Annotated in this window: 19 protein-coding genes; 9 read left to right on the forward strand and 10 right to left on the reverse strand. The window is 67.2% G+C overall.

Going from position 1 to position 19642, the window contains the following annotated elements:
* Window positions 1-81: 81 nt before the first annotated feature.
* From FHR19_RS12355 to FHR19_RS12370, 4 genes are all read left to right on the forward strand, one after another.
* Entirely contained in the window at window positions 82-3042 is a 2961-nt protein-coding gene (locus FHR19_RS12355) for a TonB-dependent receptor domain-containing protein (protein ID WP_184028799.1), read from the forward strand.
* 59 nt (window positions 3043-3101) lie between these two features.
* Window positions 3102-3935 (forward strand): shikimate dehydrogenase, encoded by an 834-nt coding sequence (locus FHR19_RS12360; RefSeq protein ID WP_184028801.1) that lies wholly within the window; start codon window positions 3102-3104, stop codon window positions 3933-3935.
* 101 nt (window positions 3936-4036) lie between these two features.
* Window positions 4037-4918, forward strand: a complete 882-nt coding sequence (locus tag FHR19_RS12365) for an alpha/beta hydrolase (RefSeq protein ID WP_343053256.1) — start codon at window positions 4037-4039, stop codon at window positions 4916-4918.
* Between the two features lie 58 nt (window positions 4919-4976).
* Complete coding sequence (locus tag FHR19_RS12370; protein WP_184028803.1) at window positions 4977-5258, forward strand: DUF427 domain-containing protein; 282 nt, start codon at window positions 4977-4979, stop codon at window positions 5256-5258.
* Window positions 5259-5412: 154 nt separating this feature from the next.
* Here FHR19_RS12370 and FHR19_RS12375 read toward each other — a convergent pair whose 3' ends face one another.
* Together FHR19_RS12375 and FHR19_RS12380 are read right to left on the reverse strand one after the other, a co-directional pair.
* A complete protein-coding gene (locus FHR19_RS12375) occupies window positions 5413-6396 on the reverse strand; it encodes a radical SAM protein (protein ID WP_184028805.1) in 984 nt (327 codons plus the stop codon).
* Entirely contained in the window at window positions 6393-6986 is a 594-nt protein-coding gene (locus FHR19_RS12380) for a cysteine hydrolase family protein (RefSeq protein WP_184028807.1), read from the reverse strand. Before FHR19_RS12380 ends, FHR19_RS12375 begins: the two co-directional genes overlap by 4 nt.
* Before the next feature lie 59 nt (window positions 6987-7045).
* Between FHR19_RS12380 and FHR19_RS12385 the strand changes: the two genes are divergently transcribed.
* Both FHR19_RS12385 and pncB read left to right on the forward strand, forming a co-directional pair.
* On the forward strand, window positions 7046-7774 hold the full coding sequence (locus FHR19_RS12385; protein WP_184028809.1) for an NUDIX hydrolase: 729 nt from the start codon (window positions 7046-7048) through the stop codon (window positions 7772-7774).
* Window positions 7774-9078, forward strand: a complete 1305-nt coding sequence (gene pncB, locus FHR19_RS12390) for a nicotinate phosphoribosyltransferase (RefSeq protein ID WP_184028811.1) — start codon at window positions 7774-7776, stop codon at window positions 9076-9078. Before FHR19_RS12385 ends, pncB begins: the two co-directional genes overlap by 1 nt.
* 450 nt (window positions 9079-9528) lie before the next feature.
* On the opposite strand, the gene FHR19_RS12395 is transcribed toward pncB, so the two are convergent.
* Window positions 9529-9936, reverse strand: a complete 408-nt coding sequence (locus tag FHR19_RS12395; protein WP_184028814.1) for a VOC family protein — start codon at window positions 9934-9936, stop codon at window positions 9529-9531.
* 112 nt (window positions 9937-10048) lie between these two features.
* The gene (locus FHR19_RS12400) at window positions 10049-11134 is read right to left on the reverse strand and encodes a catalase family protein (RefSeq protein WP_184028816.1); all 1086 of its coding nucleotides are present in this window, start codon (window positions 11132-11134) and stop codon (window positions 10049-10051) included.
* Between the two features lie 18 nt (window positions 11135-11152).
* Here FHR19_RS12400 and FHR19_RS12405 point away from each other — a divergent pair, with 18 nt between their 5' ends.
* Window positions 11153-11707, forward strand: coding sequence for a MarR family winged helix-turn-helix transcriptional regulator (locus FHR19_RS12405; protein ID WP_221228502.1), 555 nt, complete (start codon window positions 11153-11155; stop codon window positions 11705-11707).
* Complete coding sequence (locus tag FHR19_RS12410; protein ID WP_184028818.1) at window positions 11704-12558, forward strand: NAD(P)H-binding protein; 855 nt, start codon at window positions 11704-11706, stop codon at window positions 12556-12558. The genes FHR19_RS12405 and FHR19_RS12410 overlap by 4 nt, the downstream gene beginning before the upstream one ends.
* A gap of 55 nt (window positions 12559-12613) precedes the next feature.
* Here FHR19_RS12410 and FHR19_RS12415 read toward each other — a convergent pair whose 3' ends face one another.
* Window positions 12614-13345: an SDR family NAD(P)-dependent oxidoreductase gene (locus FHR19_RS12415; protein ID WP_184028820.1), complete on the reverse strand. Its 732-nt coding sequence runs from the start codon at window positions 13343-13345 to the stop codon at window positions 12614-12616.
* Window positions 13346-13427: 82 nt separating this feature from the next.
* On the opposite strand from FHR19_RS12415, the gene FHR19_RS12420 reads away from it, so the two are divergent.
* Window positions 13428-13802 carry a winged helix-turn-helix transcriptional regulator gene (locus FHR19_RS12420; RefSeq protein WP_184028822.1) on the forward strand — a complete coding sequence of 125 codons (375 nt, stop codon included), beginning with the start codon at window positions 13428-13430 and terminating at the stop codon, window positions 13800-13802.
* A gap of 164 nt (window positions 13803-13966) precedes the next feature.
* On the opposite strand, the gene FHR19_RS12425 is transcribed toward FHR19_RS12420, so the two are convergent.
* From FHR19_RS12425 to FHR19_RS12445, 5 genes are all read right to left on the reverse strand, one after another.
* Entirely contained in the window at window positions 13967-14656 is a 690-nt protein-coding gene (locus FHR19_RS12425) for a DUF1353 domain-containing protein (protein WP_184028825.1), read from the reverse strand.
* 327 nt (window positions 14657-14983) lie between these two features.
* Window positions 14984-16159: a carbohydrate porin gene (locus tag FHR19_RS12430; protein ID WP_184028827.1), complete on the reverse strand. Its 1176-nt coding sequence runs from the start codon at window positions 16157-16159 to the stop codon at window positions 14984-14986.
* Window positions 16156-17448 (reverse strand): ABC transporter ATP-binding protein, encoded by a 1293-nt coding sequence (locus tag FHR19_RS12435; RefSeq protein ID WP_184028829.1) that lies wholly within the window; start codon window positions 17446-17448, stop codon window positions 16156-16158. Before FHR19_RS12435 ends, FHR19_RS12430 begins: the two co-directional genes overlap by 4 nt.
* Window positions 17449-17465: 17 nt before the next feature.
* Window positions 17466-19193 (reverse strand): ABC transporter permease, encoded by a 1728-nt coding sequence (locus FHR19_RS12440; protein WP_184028831.1) that lies wholly within the window; start codon window positions 19191-19193, stop codon window positions 17466-17468.
* Window positions 19190-19342, reverse strand: coding sequence for a hypothetical protein (locus FHR19_RS12445; protein ID WP_184028833.1), 153 nt, complete (start codon window positions 19340-19342; stop codon window positions 19190-19192). Before FHR19_RS12445 ends, FHR19_RS12440 begins: the two co-directional genes overlap by 4 nt.
* Window positions 19343-19642 lie beyond the last annotated feature (300 nt).

Here is a 19642-nt window from a genome sequence, read left to right on the forward strand (position 1 = left end):
CTCAATTGACAGGAACAAGTTCGTAACACTAAATCGCCTGCATGATCGCCGGACCACCGGCGGCGTGGGGAGGATTTGGACATGACCAAGCGGACGCGTTTCGCCATCACGGCTTCCTCGTCGGTGCTCGCACTGGCGCTACCTGCGGCAGCATCCGCGCAGTCGATCGATCCCGAACCCGGCGCGCAGAGCGTCACCGATCCCGCCGCAACCGAACAGGCGGACGACGCGGCCGAGGACATCATCGTCACCGGCTCGCTGATCCGCCGCCCCAACGACAGCTCGGCCAGCCCGATCGTGTCGGTCAGCGATGCGGCGCTTCGTGAAACGGGCGCGGTCAACGTCGTCGACGCGCTCAACCAGATCCCGAGCTTTACCACGTCGGGCAACGGCAGCACCGGCGGCCAAGGTCAGGGCGGCCGCTCGACCGTCAACCTTCACGGCCTCGGCTCGAACCGCAACCTTGTGCTGCTCGACGGTCGGCGCCTGCCCGTCTCGGACATCAACGGGAATGTCGACATCAACATCCTGCCGGATGCGATCATCGGCGGGATCGACGTCATCACCGGAGGCGCCTCGGCTGTCTATGGCTCCGACGCGATCTCGGGCGTCGTCAACTTCAAGACAGTGCGCAAGCTCGAGGGGTTTCGCGTCGACCTGTTGAACGGGATTTCGGAGCGGGGCGATTCCTATCGCTTCAACGGATCGGTCGCGTTCGGATCGAGCTTTGCCGAGGATCGCGGCAACCTGGTCGCCGCGTTCAGCTACGCCAAAGCCGATCCGGTCAACGGGTCGACGCGGCCGTTCTTCTTTGACAAGACGCCCTCGTCCTTCATCGGCACGGGCACGTTCGTACCCAGCGCCACCAACGCGCCGAGCGCGGCGGCAGTGAACGGAGTGTTCGCCGGATACGGCGTGACCCAGGCGATCAATCCGCTGCTCAACCTGGGCTTCAACGACGATCGCACCCTGTTCGTACAGACCGGGGCGGTCAATTATCGCGGGCCGCGCAGCAATCAGGGCTATCTGATCGTCGGCAACAACGTCCGCATGCCCGTCGGCCAGCAGATCCAGTTCCAGAACGCGCTCGACCGCAAGACCGCGTTTGTGAAGGCCGATTACCAGCTGACCCCCGCCGTCACGCTCTACGGCCAGTTCATGTATGTCGACCTGACCGTTCAGACCGAGAGCGGCGGCAGCCTGACGCAGTTCGGCGCGCTCACCAGCGTGCCGGTCACCAACCCGTTTATTCCGGCGGCGCTGCGGACGATCCTTGCCTCGCGGCCCAACCCCAATGCGCCCTTCACCTGGAACGGACGCTATGTCGGGGTGCCGTACAAGAATTTCGGCGAGCACTACACGATCCAGCAATATCTGGCCGGCGCACGCGGCGACTTCGCGCCGGGCTGGTCGTACGATCTGTTCGCCTCGTGGGACAAGTCCGCGCACCAGCTCGAAATCGGTAATGCAGTGCTGAAAAGCCGAGTGCAGACGCTGCTCAATGCGGCCGATGGCGGCAATTCGCTGTGCGCGGGCGGGTTCAATCCGTTCGGCGACGCCAATGCCCGGTCGCTGTCGGCCGCGTGCCGCGATTACATCACCAAGACCGCCTTCTCGCAGGAGGACCTGACCCAGACGCAGGTCCAGGGCCAGATCAACGGCCGCCTCTTCGACCTCGGCGCCGGCCCGGCGCAGGTCGCCTTCGTCGGCGCCTATCGTCGCAACACCTACGACTATGTGCCCGACAGCGATCTGCGCGCGCAGAACATCGAATCGGTCATCGCCTCCGCCCCGGCGACGGGCGCCATCTCGGTCAAGGAGTTCGCGGTGCAGGTCGACGTGCCGCTGCTCGCCGACCGCCCGTTCTTCAAGGAACTGGGCATCGGCGGCGCGTTCCGCGTCTCCGATTATTCGGTGACCGGATCGGTGACGAGCTACGAGGGCGATGCACGCTGGCGGCCGTTCCAGCCGCTCTTGATCCGCGGCAGCTATCAGCGCGCGGTCCGCGCACCCAATATCGGGGAGCTGTTCTCGCCCGCATCGGGCACACAGCTCGTCATCGGCACCCCGCCCGCCTCGCTCGGCGATCCGTGCGACGTGCGCTCGACCGCGCGCACGGGATCGAACGGCGCGCGCGTCGCAACCCTCTGCGTCGCACAGGGCATTCCGCAGGCGGCGATCGGCTCATACACCTTCCCCACGACCGCGACGGGGCAGACGATCGCCGGCAATCTCGACCTCACGCCCGAAAAGGCGGACACCTTCAACGTCGGCGCGGTCTTCGACGTGCCGGGCAAGGGGTTCTTCGGCGACCTGTCGATCTCCGTCGACTATTACAACATCAAGGTCAGCAACGTGATCTCGACGGTGCCCGGCCTCACCGTCCTGTCGAAGTGCTTCAACCTCGACGGCAGCAACCCGAACTACGACGCGGCGAACAGCTATTGCGGGCTGATCCAGCGCGACCAGAGCGGGCAGATCAGCACGGTCAACACGCCCTATCTGAACATCGGCGGGCTGCGCACCGACGGTATCGAAGTCCAGGCCAACTGGAGCGTGCCGACCCCGTTCCTGGGCCGGACGAGCGAGTTCTTCGCCAACGCCGGCGTCGACTGGACGCATCGCTACGAAGTCCAGCTGCTGCCCGGCACCGCGTTCCTCGACTATACCGGCGTCAGCAACGGCGGTGCGCTGCCGACGAGCGTGCCACCCCGCGCGACGCCGGAGTGGAAGGCGCTCACCTCGTTCGGGTTCCGCTCGGACGGCGGCAGCATCGGCGCACGCTGGCGCTATCAGGACAAGCTGGCGGACGTGAGCTCGGTGCTGACCCCTGCGACCGCGCAGGTGGGCGTCCCCGCCTATACGATCTGGGACCTGTTCGGCACGGTCAAGGTCGCCAAGTCGTTCGAGTTCCGGCTGGGCGTCAACAACCTGCTCGACAAGGCACTCCCCTTCGTCGCCAGCTCTCAGAACGGGACCGACGTCGCGCTCTATGACGCGATCGGGCGCTCCTTCTATGCCGGCACCCGCATCACCTTCTGACCCCTGATCGGCGCGGTGGCGTGCATTTCCGCCGCCGCGCCGAAACCCGAAGGACTGCCATGATTCGCTCAGGTCTTATCGGCCGCTCGATCCAAGCGTCGCGCTCGCCCTGGCTGCACGAGCAGGAGGCGCGCGCGCAGGGGTTCGAGCTCGACTATGCGCTCTACGATTTCGACGCACTCGACCTCGCCGATGCGGATCTCGGCGCGTTCGTCGACGACCTGCGTAAAGAGGAAACCGCCGGCTTCAACGTCACCTATCCGTTCAAACAGGCGGTGATCGAACATCTCGACGCACTCGCGCCCAGCGCCGCGGCGGTGGGGGCCGTCAATACGGTCGCGATCCGCGATGGCAGGATGACCGGCCACAACACCGACATGACCGGCTTTCGCAGCAGCGTCGCCGACGGCCTGCCCGGCGCCGATTTCGACTGCGTGCTGCAACTGGGCGCGGGCGGGGCCGGCGCCGCGGTGGCGGCAGCACTGATCGACCTCGGCACGCGGCGGCTCGAAATCTGCGACGTCGATCCCGCCCGAGCCGAAGCACTGGCGCAGCGCCTTCAGGCCCGCGCGGCCGGCCGTGTCGTTGTGCGCGATCCCGGCGACCATTCGACCGCGGACGTGACAGGCATCGTCAACGCGACGCCCGTGGGCATGCTCGCCAATCCCGGCATCCCGATCGATCCCCGGCACCTGTCGGCCGCAATCTGGGTCGCGGACATCGTCTACTTCCCTCGCGATACCGCTCTGCTGACCGCGGCGCGCGAACGGGGTTGTCGCACGCTCGACGGAAGCGGCATGGTCGTCCGCCAGGCAGCCGAGGCATTCCAGATCATCACCGGGGCCCCCTCCTGTCTCGAGCGAATGTTGGCAAACCTGGACGACGAGCGCTGATCGCAACTTCGACCTCTTCGACCTGATCGCCGGAACGCGGCCGACGTTGCCGGCGGCCATGCACGTTGGTATTCGTCGCGCCCACGATGATGCTACGATATGTGCGCCCGGCCCTTTTCATTCTGCTCGGGTCGCTGATCGGGGCGTGCTCGCCGCTCACCACCTTCGATCGGCTGGTGCCGAAGGATCGCGGCGGGGAACGCGTCGCCACCGATCTCGCCTACGGCCCGGACGCGCGCCAGCGGCTGGACGTCTATGCACCCCAGGGCAAATGCACGGCGCCGCGGCCGGTGGTAGTGTTCTTTTATGGCGGCAGCTGGAACAGCGGGACGCGCCGCGGTTATGCGTTCGTCGGCCGCGCACTCGCGGCGCGCGGCTTCGTGACCGTCGTGCCGGATTACCGGCTGGTGCCCGAGGTCCGCTACCCCGCCTTTGTCGAGGATGGCGCCGCGGCCGTGCGGTGGGCGGCCGAGCATGCCGGCGCCTATTGCGGCGACGGCAGGTCGATCGTGCTGATGGGCCATTCGGCCGGCGCCTATATCGCCGCGATGCTGGCCGTCGATCCGCGCTGGCTAAAGGACGCGAGATCCGCCGTGAAGGGGCTGGTCGGCCTCGCCGGCCCGTATGACTTCGCGCCGTTCGACGTCGAGGCGAGCCGTGCCGCCTTTGGCCAGGCACCGGACCCGGCCGATACGCAGCCGGTGACCTTTGCGGGAGCGGGCGATCCTCCCGCGCTTCTCCTGTACGGGACCGCCGATACCGTCGTGCTTCCGCGCAACAGCGAGGCGCTGGCCGCCCGGCTGCGTGCCGGCGGCGCGGCGGCCGATACCCGCGCCTATCCCAAGCTCGGTCATGTCGGGATCGTCCTCGCCCTCGCCCGCCCCTTTCGAGGCCGCGCGCCGGTACTCGACGATATTTCCACCTTCGTCCGTCAGGTCACGCATGGCGTGCCCGGAACGGGCGTCGTACACGGGACGGAGTGAACCGGCAGCGGCAGAAGGGCACGACCCGACTGACCGGTGCTACATCAGGAGAACGGACGTGATCGAAGCCCGATGGAACGGCGCATTGATTGCACGCAGCGACGATACCGTGATCGTCGAAGGCAACCATTATTTCCCAGCCGACAGCGTCGACGCGACTGTCCTTCAGCCCAGCAGCAAGACAACGATCTGCCCCTGGAAGGGGACGGCCTATTATTACAGCCTGCACGTGGACGGGGCGGAGAACACGGACGCCGCGTGGTACTACCCCGAGCCCAAGGCAGCGGCCGAGGAGATTCGCGGCCGCATCGCGTTCTGGAAGGGCGTGACGATAAGCTAGCCGCAACGGCCAGCCGCAACCGCGCCCGCCGCGGGCCTCAGAAGTTCGCCCGCACACCGATCGCGGCGGTGCGCGGCGCGTCGTGCGTGCGGCGGATCGACGCGAGGTGACGGCGCCGAGGGCGGGAACCGCCGCAAGACCGTCGAACGCGGCCTCAGGCCGCCAGCGGCGCCATGGGTTCGAACTTGGCGAATTGCTGGGTGCTCGGGCAATCGGCGCAGTCGCGGGGCGCACGGGTGCGCTGATGCGACATCAGGCGCTGCGGCAGGGCATCGAGATCTTCCGGGCTTCGCAGATCGTCCACCCGGACCCCGAAATGTTCGAGCGCGAAGCTGCACGGCGCGATCCGCCCGGCCTCATCGACGAACAGGAAGGTTTCGGCCACCCGGCAATCGGTGATGGGAAGCGCTCTTCCCGCCACGCTGTCCGCGAACCGCCGGAGATAGGCAGCGCCGCCGACCAACCGCGTCCCCATCCGGGCAAGCTCGGCTTGTAGCCGCGGCACTTCTTCCACGAGCCGCGCGACGTCGCCGGGCCGCAGGCGATGGTCGGGATAGAATTCGGGCCGGTCGCGCCCGCCCAGCTGATTGAAGCTGATCTCGTCGACGCCCCATGCCGCAAGCGTGCGGCACAAGGATGCGAACCCGGCGACGTTGTCGCGCATCAGCACGATGTTGACCCGGACCCGAAGCGGCGCGCCTGCCGCTTCGCGTTCGGCCACCAGCGCGGGCACCGTCCGGGCGAGCTTGGCAAACGCGCCGGGCCAGCCACGCATGGCATCGTGGAAGTCGGCGGTGCCGTCGACGCTGATCGTCACCTCGCGATAGCGCCGGACCAGTTCGGCGCGCACCGTCGGCGAACCCAGGCGGGTACCGTTGGTGGTCAGGCTGAGGTCGAGACCGCGCGCGGCGGCACGCGCGTCCATCTCGGCGCGCGACCCCCACAGCAGGGGCTCGCCGCCAAGCCAGCTGAGCAGCACGGGCCGCCCGGTCGCCGTCCGCCACGCGCCGAGCAGGTCGATGAACCCCGCGACGCGGTCCGGGGCGACTTCCTCGCGCGGTAGTTCAAGCCGCTTGTCGTAGGCGCAGAACGGGCAGGCCAGATTGCAATGGTTCGAGACGCGCCACAGGACGATCATGCCGGCGCTCCCAGTCGCACCGGCGCGGTCACGAAATCCTCGGCGACGACCTGCTCGATCAGCCGCGCGATTCCGCGGGTCAGCCCCGCCGGCACCTCCACCGCGAAGCCGCGCGCCACGAGGCCCTCGATCGCCCAGCGCACGCAGTAATCGGCCGCGACGCCGATCACCGCGACCTCTTGCACGCCGCGCGCATGCAGCGCCGCGAAGAAAGCGTCGCGCGCTACGGTCACACCCGTGGCGACCGCTTCGATCACGACGTCGGCCTCCGCCCACATGTCAAACACGCCCTTTTCGAGGCGGTAGACCGCGATCCCCGGATCGACCGCGGCGAAATCGAGCATGTTAGCCCAGCCCGGCGTGCCACGCACGCAGTGAAGCGGAAACTGCTCGGCCTCGGCCGAGGCGGGATAGGCGTCTGCCGAATGGGTGTCGAAGGTGAACAGCACCCCGGCAATGTCCGACGGCCGAAGCGAGGCGAGCCAGTGCTGCATAGGCGCGACCAGCGCATCGGCCCCGGCGACGGCCAGCGCCCCGTCCACTTTCAGGAAATCGGCCTGCGTATCCACCACGATCACAAAGCGCTGCATCGTCGCATCTCCCACGAGCTCAGCTTGACATATTCGCGTTACGCATATAAGTAAAGCACATGGCGGATATAAGTGATGATGCGCTTCTTGGCGACTATGACCCGGCGGCATATGCTCGGCCATCGGTCACGGTCGATCTCGTGCTGCTCGGCATCCGTCGCGGGCGGCTGTCGGCGCTTCTGATGCGGCGCGAGCAGCCGCCACAGGCCGGCCGCTGGGCCCTGCCCGGCGGCTTCGTGGCGATCGACGAGAGCCTCGACGCTGCCGCGGCGCGCGTGCTTCGCGACAAGGTGGGTCTAGACGGTGCCCATCTCGAGCAGCTCTACAGCTTCGGGGCGGTCGATCGCAATCCGCGGATGCGGATCATCACCATCGCCTATCTTGCATTGCTGCGCGAGGAACAGGTCGAGGCGGCCGTACGCGCCGGCCAGGTCGCCGTTGCCGCGCTTGAGGGCGATCCGGCGGCAGCGATCGGCGAGGATCGGGCTCCCCTGCCCCTTGCCTTCGACCACCAGGCGATCCTGACGCTCGCGCGCGATCGGCTGCGCGGCAAGATCGACTATTCGGACCTCGCCTTTGCCTTCCTGCCCCCGCGCTTCACGTTGCGTGCGCTTCAGGACGTGCACGAGGCGGTGCTGGGCACGCCGCTCAACAAGCCCGCTTTCCGCCGCCGCATGCTCGATCGAGGCTGGCTGGTGGCGACGGGCCTGCGCGAGGACGAGGCATCGCATCGCCCCGCCGAACTCTTCACCCTCGGCGGCGCCCGCCGGCCGGCCCGGAGCCAGTGATGGTCTATACCGATATCGCAACGCGGACCTACGACCATGGCTGGCGGCTCGACCCGATCGTCCGCAGCCTGCTGGATACCGATTTCTACAAGCTGCTGATGCTCCAGCTGATCTGGCGGCTCCACCGGGGCACGCACGCGACCTTCGCGCTCATCAATCGCACCCGCTCGGTCCGTCTCGCCGACGTGATCGACGAGGGCGAGCTGCGCGCGCAGCTCGATCACGCGCGCACGCTGCGGCTGGGCAAGAAGGAGCTGATCTGGCTCGCCGGCAACAGCTTCTATGGAAAGGCGCGGATGTTCGACCCCGACTTCCTCGCCTGGCTCAAGGATTTCCAGCTGCCGGAATACGACCTGCGCGTCGTCGACGGCCAGTTCGAGCTGCACTTCGCCGGGCCGTGGACGCACACCACGATGTGGGAGATCCCGGCGCTGTCGATCATCAACGAGCTGCGCGCCCGCGCAGGCATGGCGGGCAAGGACCGCTTCGCGCTCGATATCCTCTACGCTCGCGCCAAGACGCGGTTGTGGGACAAGGTCGAGCGGCTGCGCCGGCTGCCCGACCTCGTGCTGTCGGATTTCGGCACGCGCCGGCGACACGGTTTCCTGTGGCAGCGCTGGTGCGTCGAGGCGGTCAAGGAGGGGCTTGGCGACCGCTTCATCGGCACGTCGAACGTGCTGCTCGCGATGGACAGCGATCTCGAGGCGATCGGCACCAATGCGCACGAACTGCCGATGGTGCTCGCCGCGCTAGCGGAAGGCGATGCCGCGCTGGCCGCGTCCCCCTATCGCGTCCTCGACGAGTGGCGGCGCACCTATGACGGCAATCTTCTGATCGCCCTCCCCGATGCGTTCGGAACGACTGCGTTCCTGCGCGGTGCGCCCGAATGGGTGGCGGACTGGACGGGTTTCCGCCCCGACAGCGCGCCGCCGATCGCAGGCGGCGAGCAAATCCTCGACTGGTGGTGCGCCCGCGGCCGCGATCCGCGCGAGAAGCTGCTGATCTTCTCCGACGGAATGGATGTCGAATCGATCGAGGCGACCTACGCGCATTTCCGCGGCCGCGTGCGCACCAGCTTCGGCTGGGGCACCAACCTGACCAACGACTTTCGCGACTGCGATCCCGACGGCGGTGCGAGCCTCGCGCCGATATCGCTGGTTTGCAAGGTCGTGAGCGCCGATGGTCGACCGGCAGTCAAGCTCTCCGACAATCCCGCTAAGGCCACCGGCGAGCCCAAGGAGATCGAGCGCTATCTGCGCGTCTTCGGAAACGCGGATCGCGGCGTCCAACCTGTCCTCGTCTGACCGGTTACCACGACGCCAGCTCTGTCGGCGTCAGGCCCGCGGTCCCAGTCCGAACGACCGCTACCGGCCAATAGGTTGGCTGCCGATCGGAGGGCGTGCTGGAAACGTTCCGATCCGTCGGCGCCAACGACGCTGCGTCGGCCATAAAGCGGTGACGGGACGATCCTAGAAACCAGCCATTCGTTCGACCATGCCAGCCGACGATACGGCTTCTTCGGCGGCGTACCGTCGAGACGTCGCTAGAAGAGCTTTGCGAACCGCAAGTCGTGTGCGTTGCCCTCGAGCTAGCGGAGCGAACCGAGGTCTGAGCAGACCCAAGAGTGGACGTTTAAGCCGCCCTGGTCGCAGCCCAACTTCGGTCGTCTATTTATGTAAGCCGATCAGTCGCCATGATCACGTTATGGGGATCGGCCATCGCCGGTAAGGCTAACGACAAGCTTGAGAAAAACATCACAGCTCGGAGGACAACCGCCCTTCGCGTTGCGGCGTACGGATGAGTTTCTCGATCACCTCATCCGTCCATTGGACATACTCGATGTGAAGGCCATCGGCATGGCATGCATAGAGCATCCGGCCGGTGGGAACATCGGTAGGCGGGGTGGTGATAACGGCCCCTTCCGCGAGAAGCAGCGCCTCTACAGCGCCGAGATCGCGGACGATCAGCGGACCGTGGCTGTCGCGGATCGGAGCGAGTGCCTCGTCCGTCCCGGCAACGACGAGGATGTCACCGATCGCACCCAGCTCCCACTCGCCGAACTGAAAGCGCAGATGCGCCGGTCGTCCATGGAGCCGCTCGAGCGTCGCCAGGGTCGCATCGCAATCGTTCGAGAACATGCGGGTATACGTCTTCAGGATCATCGTTTTTCCAATCGTGGTTCAGCGCGACGTCGAGCTAATGGAATTTGGCATCCCGGGACTTCGGGCAGGCCGGACCTGCGGGTGATGCATACCGGGTCGATGACAATAGGGGTCACTCTGGAACGTCGAGCGAAGATCGTGGCTCTGCCGCGGTCAATCGGTTGGCAGCCAGGCGGAACCGCTGCGTCGCCCGATAGGCTTGCATCCGCGCCCGGATGATCGAGCCGAGCGGCCGGTGCGTAAGGAGCGAATGGCCCGGATTGAACGCGAGCCGATCGTCATAAGCGGCGCGCGCCGGCGTCCAGGCCGCCTGCGGCGGCAGGGTCAGGCGCGCGACCGTGCGATAGGGGCTCTCACCCTCGTCCCATGCGACCGATGCGTCCTCGACCGGCATCGCGGCAAGGTCGGTGCAAAGCTGCACCTTGATATCGTAGACGACGGGGCAGTCGGCCAAGAAGGCAACGGCGGCGTGCCGGAAGGCGTCGCGGTCGGATCCCGGTGGCGCCACCCCCGCCAATGCCGCCAGCGTGTCGTCGGCGGGGATCGCCGCCAGCTTGGCGACGTGATCGCCGTACCGGACCGCGGCCTGGGTATAGAAGCGCTCGGCAAAGGGATGCGCGGGCGGACGGCCGAAGAATTTGAGGTCAGGCGCCGCGGTACCGACGGCCTCCAGCGCCGCCTCCACCCCGCGCGCCGCGCGCGACAGGGTGAGGATCGCAGGCTCGGGCAGATGCGGTGATCGAGCGCCGGTCCGGCGGAACGTGCGCAGGAAATCGCGCGCGGTCGCAGCGGTGAAGGCGGGGTCGAGGCCAAGCACCCAATCCTGCGATGCGGTCTCCTCGAAGCCGGGAAGGCGCATGCCCTCGACCCCCATCACCTTGACCGACAGGCCGCGCTGGCCCGATGCCTGGTCGGTCAGCGGCTCGGGCGCACCGGGCGCGAGCCGCACGACGGCGTCGTATCGCCGGGGCCGCGCGAACAGTCCCTGCGCCAATTCGGGGGCAAGGTCGGGCAATACCTCGAACGTGCCGGTCGCAAGGCCCGTCAGCTTGGCATGGGTCCCGTGAAAGGCGTGGCCGTGCTTTTTCCGAACCAGTCGCGCGAGATCGACCATCATCGTCTCGAGCTCGCGCATCAACGCGGGCTCGTCCGCCAGTGGCTGCTCGATCGATGCGTCGTATCGGACATAGGCGGTCATGCGACGGTCCTTCGAAATTTGATCCGCCGTTTGCGGATGCGGGAACAATTGACAGTCTCCTGTCATTGTTCCCGCATGATTGTTGAATTGCCCGAAGCCGACCTCGACCGCGTAACACGGGTGCGCGATCTGATCGTCGCGGTGTTCGCCGCGAACGGAAACCTGATCGAAACGGGCAACCGGCTGACCCATCCGCTCGGGATCACCAGTGCGCTTTGGCAGGTGCTCGGCGCGCTCGGCTTTGCCGGAACGCCGCTGTCGGTGCCCGAAATCGCCCGGCGCATGGGCCTCACCCGCCAGTCGGTGCAGCGCAATATCGACCTGCTGATCGAGCGCGGCCTGGTCGCGCGGGCGCCGAACCCGCGCCATCGACGCTCGACACTTGCGATGCTGACCCCGGCGGGGGAAGCGACGCTGGCGCAGGTCGAACGACGCCATCACCCCCTGTCCGCACGCATTGCCGACGAGATCGGCGATGCGCGGATCGCCGACGCCCTGCGCGTGCTCAGCGAAATGAACGCCATCCTCGAACAAGCATCGGCCGACGCCGATCAGCAAGGAGAAGCCGCATGATCTTTCTTACCGGCGCCACCGGCAGCATCGGTGGCCATCTCGCCCGCATCCTGGGGGAACGCGGGGTCAAGGCGCGGGCGCTGGTGCGCAAGGCAGCGGACGGGGACCGCCTGCGCGCGCTGGGGCATGAGCCGGTGACCGGCGACCTTGCCGATCCCGATCCGCTCGCCGCCGCGATGGCGGGCTGCGACACGCTGTTCCTGCTGCCCCCGCCCCTCCAGAACCAGACCGAGCTGGAGGCAAATGCGCTCGCCGCGGCCACCCGGGCGGGGCTGTCGCGGGTCGTCAAGATCTCCGCCGGCGATGCCAACATCGCCTCGCCGGTTCCCTGGGCAAAGGCGCATGCGATCGGCGAGCTCGCGCTGCATCGATCGGGGCTTCGCTGGACGATCCTGCGCGCCTCCGCCTTCTATCAGAATCTCGAGAAACTCAACCGGCCGATCCGCAAGGGCACGCTGCCGATCGCAGCGGGGCGCGGCAACGCGGCCTTCATCGATGCCGCCGACGTGGCGGCGGTGGCGGCGTGCGTGCTGCTGGAGGACGGGCACGATGCGGCGACCTATCACCTGACGGGCCCGGAGGCGCTGACGATGAAGCAGATCGCCACCGCACTCACCGCCGCGCGCGGCAAGCCGGTCCGCTACCTCGACCTGCCGACGCCGCTCTATCGCGCCTCGATGAAGCTTGCCGGCGTCGACCGATGGCTCAGGCGCGGCCTCGTCGCGCAATATGCCGATGTCGTCGCGAAGGGACACGACATCGCCGTGACGCATGAGGTGCGCCGGATCACCGGTCGCGCGCCCAAGCCGTTCGCAACCTGGGCGGCGGAGCATCGCGACCGGTTCCTTTGATCCGCTTCAGGGCTGTGAAGGGGGCCGGCGCTTCAGCCGAGCCCCGATACTAGTTCTAGACCTGCCGCATGCCGCCATCGACGCAGAGCTCGGCGCCGGTAATGAAGCTGGCGCCGTCGCTCAGGAGGAACACCGCCGCGGACGCGACCTCGTCGGCGCGCGCCATTCGCGCGAGTGGAATGGGGGCGGTCAGCTGCTGCCGCACTTCCTCCGACACTGCTGCCATCATGTCGGTATCGGTCGGCCCCGGTGCTACGACGTTGACGCGGATGCCGCGCGGCGCCAGCTCGGCTGCCCAGCTACGGGCATAGGAGCGCAGCGCTGCCTTGGTCGCAGCATAGGTGCTGAATGGCGTCACGCCCATGACATCGGCGATCGAACCCACCAGCACCACCGACCCGCCGTCGCTCAGGACTGGAAGCGCTGCTCTCATCGCGAACAAGGCGCCGCGTACGTTGACGGCGAAATGCCGATCGAAATGCTCGCCCGTCGCCTCTGCGATCGTCGCCGGCTCGGAGAGCCCGGCATTCAGGACGAGGGCATCGATACGCCCGTGTCGCCGCGCCACCTGTGTGATCACCCGTTCGAGGTCGGCCTGGTCGGCAGCATCGGCGACCATCCCGTACGCTCGCGCGCCGATACTCTCGGCTGCCGCCCTGACTTCTTCCGCCCGTCGCCCTGTCAGGACGACCGTAGCCCCTGCATCGGCGAGCTGTCGCGCCGTAGCAAAGCCGATCCCCTTCGCGCCGCCAACCACGAGCGCGATCTTGCCAGTCATTCCAATCATCAGCTCACCCTTCCATTTGAGAAGGGGGTCCAGATATATGACGGATATCTGCTATCAAGAACGCACCTGGAGTAGCGTAGATATGGCGAACGATATCGATCTTCAGGCGCTGTCGGACGCGGCGGTGCTGGACGTTCCCCGCATCCGTCCGGTCCTCGAGAAGATTGCGGACAAATGGACGATCATGATCCTGACCGTTTTGTGTCCCCAGCCGGCACGATTCAACGAGATCAAGCGACGCCTCGGCACGATCACCCACAAATCGCTGGCCGACGCGCTGAAACGGCTCGAACGCGACGGGCTCGTCACGCGCACCGTTATCCCGACGACGCCGATCGGCGTGGTCTATGCGATCACGCCGATCGGCCACTCGCTTCGCGAGCCCTTCGAGGCGCTTTGCGCATGGGCGTCTTCGCATGGAGCGGAGATGATGGGATCGAGCACGATGAACACTTGATCGTGGAAGACCCAATTGCGGCCGTTCGATTCGGCAAGAGCCCCCTCCAACTTCCGACATCCGTTCAGGTGGTAGGCCTCGGGCGCGGCCCCGGTGCTGCTCGAAGGGCGCGCTGGCCCCCTACCGTAGGTCGATAGGCAGGGGCGACAAGAATGTCGCCGGCCTCAACCTGTGGGCTGCCTGGCGATCTGCTCGTCCGCGAGTGCCGGCAGGTCGTCGACCGACAGAGTGCCGCTCGCCAGCCCGGCCCGCACATCCCTGAACTGCTGTTCGGCGAGCGCGTCCACCTCGCGCTGCGCCTTCTGCCACGCGGCCGCCTGCTCGACGGTCGGAGGTGGAGGCGAAGGTTCCGGGTTAGCGGGGGGGCGGTCTGGCCTCCGGACCCGGAAGGGCCAGAGGCCGCTCCAGCGATAGGTGTCGTCCCAGCGGGGACCCGCGCGATGCACCGCCCACCACTTGGAGCCAGCCTCGACCTTCTCGGTGCCGGATGTCAGCATCGCGTCCAAGAAAACCCGGTGGGTCGCCTCCCACGACCTGAGCATGGTGTCGCAATAATAGTCGTGTATGACGGAGGCTTCCCGGTAAGGAGGATCGTAGGGCGAACCGGCGATAGTCCAAGCAAGTCGCGGGATGGAGGCACCATCGACAAGTGCCCCCTTCTTTGCCGTCCACATCAGGCCCTGCGGGTCACGATATCGGAAGTCTCTCAGCAGCCTCATCCTGCTAGACCCGGGCAGCCACTCCGTCTGCGGAGCTTCGAAGTATTTCGCTCCCGCCTCTGCGAGAAGCGCTGTGGGAAGGCCGAGGAACGGGAGCGCAAGCCCGAGCCGCAAAACGTTTCGCCGATCTTCCATGAGCGCCTCCCGTCAAGGTCGCGTGAATCCTGCTCCGCACTTGCGGCGCGTGCAAGGCCGTACCGGGCGAGCAGGTCGCGACCGACCAGGCTTCCAGAGTCGACGCGGCCGAGATGCGCGCTCCCCGCGCTCCGATCCACATCTTGCGGGAAGCCGAATCGTCGCGAGGGACCACATTTTGCCAGATGCGGGGACGTCGAGAGCTCATGAATGCTAAGCTGACCCAAAAGTGGACGCCGCGACCATCCGAGCGCGTTCCCGAAAACAGCCGTTTGTTCATATCAATGGCCTCGATTCTTTATGAACCTGTCTCGAAGGCTTTGGCTTCTATAGCCCCAGCTTGAAGCGGACGGCCGGCACGACCGCCGGCGCGATGTCGGGGCGTCCGCCAGGCTGGAACACGACCTGCAAATCCGGCTGGATGCTCAGCCATTTTGCGATCGCAAGGCGGTAGGAAGCCTCAATGACAACCTCGTGCCGGCCCGCCCGCGCCTCGCGACGATAGGGAGCGCCGAACCGGGCGATCGCCACAGACACGCCCGCCTGATCGTCGGATCGCGCGGTGCCGATGCTTGTCTGGACCAGGCCGGCTCCCAGATAGCCAGCAATCGGATTGTATCGCTGGTCCGCCGCGCCGACGCGAAGCCAGCCCGTGAGCCCCGCCCCGCCGCGTTCGCCGCTTCCCGTCAACTGGTGCTCGGCGAAGGCATAGGTGCCGCCATTGCCGGCGGCGGGTCGCCCCCCGTCGATCGGGTCGAACTGCGCGGTGTAGCGCCAGCTCCCAAGCCCTATCTTGGTGCCGCGGGTCAGATAGTTCGCCTCGGCGATCACGAGGGCGCCGTCGCCGCGGGCAAAGCGGACCACCGTCGCCTCCGGCCGGGCGGGATCGCCGGGCACGCCGTCCAGCACTGCGGCCCGTAGCAACAATCGGTCCCAAGGTGCCCATTCACCGCGCACCGCCAGCGACGTGACCGGAAAGATCGACGGTCCGTTCCGCCCGCTTTGCGCAAGGTCGGCGCCGATCCCGTGCGATGACAGCATGAACAGGCCGCCGCTGATCGTCGTGTCGAACTCGGAATTGAGGTTGTACAGCCCCGCCTTTACCGACCCGCGCGAGCCGATTGCCTGTTCGGCCCATGCCTCGAACAGGCGGGCTGCCTTCACGCCGGTTTCGATGTTCGACACGGTCTGCAGGTCGCCGACGAACGCGTCCGAAAAACCAACGCCGTTGTTGTGGATAACATAGGCGAACAGCCGCCCGCCCTGCCAACCGATCGCCCGCTCGCCATCCACCGCGACCTGCAGATCAAGATTGTCGAGATAGCGCGTATCACGTCGCAGCCCGCCGGATAGGACGCTGCGAACCTCGCCGGTATAGACGCCCGACAGCGTGACCGCACCCTTCGCACGCTCGTTCGCCGATCGCGGATAGCCGGTCGGCCGCTCGTCCTGGGCATAGGCTGCGCTCGATACCGCGAGCGCCAGCCAGGCGAGCCGTTTCACACCGCATCCTCGAGGCTGAAGACGTCGCGATCCTCGTGATAGGCGAAGATCTCGGCGTAGCGGCCCCATTGGGTGACCGTGCGAAGCGTCTCAGCGGCGAAGGCGGGCGACATGTGATCCTCCAGCTCGTCGCGGAAACGGTCGGCGCGCGCCGGCTGACCACCACGCTCGTCGAGGATATGGCGGATATGCGCGGCGAGCGGAACGTGCGCGATCAGCGCCCGTCCGAACATCGCCTTTCGCGCATCCACGTCGGCAGCGGCATAGGCATGGGCATCCTCGGTCAGGATGAGCTCGCCGCCGCGCAGTTCCGCCAAGCGCAGCATCGTCAGCGTCTCGGCGACGGGGAACAGGTCGTCAATCTCGAGCAGCCGCTGATCGGCCAGCACCGCCAGCGGCGCGCGGCCATCGAACGGCGCTGCCGCCGCCGCCTCTATCAGGCCGGCGAGGCTGTTGGTCGAGACCCGCGGCAGCGGCATCGCCGCACCCTTGGGGTGCGCCGCCGCATCGGGCGCGCGGTCGGTCATCCGCGCATAGATGGCATCGACCAGGCGGCGGAACGCCGGGTCCAGCCGATCGCGCGGGTGCGACAGGGGCACCGGAATCTCGGCGGCGATCCGGCCGGGGTTCGAGGCGAACACCAGGATGCGGTCGCACATCAGCACCGCCTCCTCGATATTGTGCGTGACGAGAAGCATCGAGCGGATCGGCATCCGCCCCTCGAACCACAGGTCGAGAAGGTCGGTGCGCAGCGTCTCCGCCGTCAGCACGTCGAGCGCAGAGAAGGGCTCGTCCATCAGCAGCAGCGCCGGATCGACGACCAGCGCGCGGGCGAGGCCGACGCGCTGGCGCATCCCGCCCGACAGCTCCTTGGGATAGGCGCTTTCGAACCCATCGAGGCCGATCAGGTCGATCGCCGCCAGCGCACGCGTGCGGCGTTCGGCGGGGGGCACTGCCTGTGCCTCCAGCCCCAGTTCGACATTCTGTAGCACGGTCAGCCAGGGGAAAAGCGCAAAGGTCTGGAACACCATCGCCACGCTGGGTGCGGTACCGTCCGCGGCGGGTACGAAGTCGATGCTGCCCGCATCGGGGCGGATCAGCCCGGCGATCGCGCGCAGCAGCGTCGACTTGCCCGAACCCGACCTACCGAGCAGGCCGACGACTTCGCCCTCGCGCAGCGTCAGATCGACGCCTTCAAGGACCAAGCGGCCATCCTTCCCCGGCGCGCCGTAGCGATGTTCGACCCCAGCGACACGGACGATCTCGGCGGAGGTTGCAGATGCGGTCATGGCGTTACTCCCGAACGTCAGGCGAGCCGCAGCCGCCGCTCGGCATAGCCATAGAGCGGGCGCCACAGCAGGCGATTGAAGGCGATGACGAAGATCGACATCACCGCGATGCCGAGCGTGACGCGTGCCATGTCGCCGGCGGCGGTGGCGCGCGCGATATAGGCGCCGAGGCCCGCGGCCTCGACCCGGTCCCGGCCCCACGACACCGCCTCCGCGACGATGCTCGCGTTCCAGGATCCGCCCGAGGCGGTGAGCGCACCCGTTACGTAATAGGGAAAGATCGCCGGCAGCCCCAGCCGCCGCCACCAGCGAAGGCCCGTGAGCCCGTTCAGGCGCGCGACCTCGCGCAGGTCGTTGGGGATCGCGCTGGCCCCGGCGATCACGTTGAACAGGATGTACCACTGGGTGCCGAGCACCATCAGCGGCGACAACCAGATGTCGGGATCGAGCCGCCAGCGCAGGATCGCGATCACAACGAACGGGAACAGCACGTTGGCCGGGAACGCCGCAAGGAACTGCGCGGCGGGCTGAAGCCGCTCGGCCCAGCGTGGGCGAAGGCCGATCCACACGCCGACGGGGACCCAGATCAGGCTGGCCGCGGCGATCAGCGCGACGACGCGGGCCATCGTCAGGACGCCGAAGCCGAGCACGTTGCGCACGTCCGACCAGCCGAGCCGCGCCGAGAGATAGCTCGCAACGCTCCAGCCGCCGGCGATGACGGCGACGAGAATCACGACCCGCCAGACGCGCAGAGAGCCGCGGCGCCGTGCCGGTGCGGAACGGTGCGCCTGCCCGTGTTTCCTCGACCGCCGTGGAGGTCGCGCGCCGAGTTTCCGCAGCGGTGCTAGCAGCAGGGCAAACAGCCGCGTCCGCCTGAAGAGGTCGTACACCCACGACCGCGGCCGCGTCTGTGCCGCCGTCTGTTCGAAGCGGAAGCGGTCGGCCCAGGCGACGACGGGCCGGAACACGAGTTGATCATAGGCCAGGATGACGCCCGCCATCGCCGCGACCGCCCAGCCGACGCTGGCGAAATCGCCCACATCGATGGCGAGCGCGAGGTAAGAACCGATGCCGGGCAGCAGGACGCGCGTTTCGCCGACGCTGATCGCTTCTGACGCGACGACGAAGAACCAGCCGCCCGACATCGACATCATCGTGTTCCAGACCAGCGCTGGCGTCGCGAACGGCAATTCGAGGCGGACGAAGCGTCGCCACGGCGACAGGCCGAAGCTCGCCGAAACCTCGCGCAGATCCTCGGGCACCGTGCGCAGCGACTGATAGAAGCTGAACGCCATGTTCCATGCCTGGCTGGTGAAGATCGCGAAGATCGCCGCCAGTTCCACGCCCATCTGCCGCCCGGGGAACAGGCCCATGAAGAAGGTGACCGTGAAGGTCAGGAAACCGAGGATCGGCACCGACTGAAGAATGTCGAGCGTCGGGATGATGAGCATCTCCGCCCGGCGACTCTTTGCCGCCAGCGCGGCGGCGGCGAAGGTGAAAACGAGGCTGGCGGCCAGCGCCGCGAACATGCGCAGCGTCGTGCGCAGCGCATAACCCGGCAGGTTGGCCGGATCGAGCGTCACCGGCACCTGCCGTAGCCGAGCCAGCGGCTCCGCCATCCCCTCCGCCCCCCTCGCGATCAGCACCGCGACGGCGGCGAGCAGCACGAACACGGCGATGTCGCTCGCCAGCGTGCCGTCGCGGCGGGCGCCGGCGCCGGGCGACCAGGCATTCCACACGATCATCGCGCCGCGCGCCTATCGGCGCGAAGCGCATCGACGCCTTCGAGCATCGCAAACGCGCGCAAGATCCGGCCGCGCTGCACGGGGCAGCGGCGGCAGCTGGCGATCACGGCATCGGCACGGGCAACCACCCGGTCATTCAAGGTCGGCATCGCGACCCTCCTTCATCGGCTTGGCATGAACCGAGGGAGGGCCGGCGAGCGTCTGCTAGCCGCGTTCCCTCGATCCATGGCTACCCCGCGCATTCACGGCAGCAGCAAAGTCGCTACTGTCCGCGTCGCAGGGCATGGGTTGAGATCGAGACGGCATCGGGGTTCCTGTCGGTCGCGTGGATCGAGCCGCGCCACTCGCGGGTGGTTATAAAGCCGGGTTAAAAAAGGCAACGCAGAAATGAGACAATGTCCGTCAGTATATGCGGTATATACCTTGGTATATATCGCTGATTTGCTGAT

The organism is Sphingomonas yantingensis, from assembly GCF_014199325.1.
Lineage (GTDB): Bacteria > Pseudomonadota > Alphaproteobacteria > Sphingomonadales > Sphingomonadaceae > Sphingomonas > Sphingomonas yantingensis.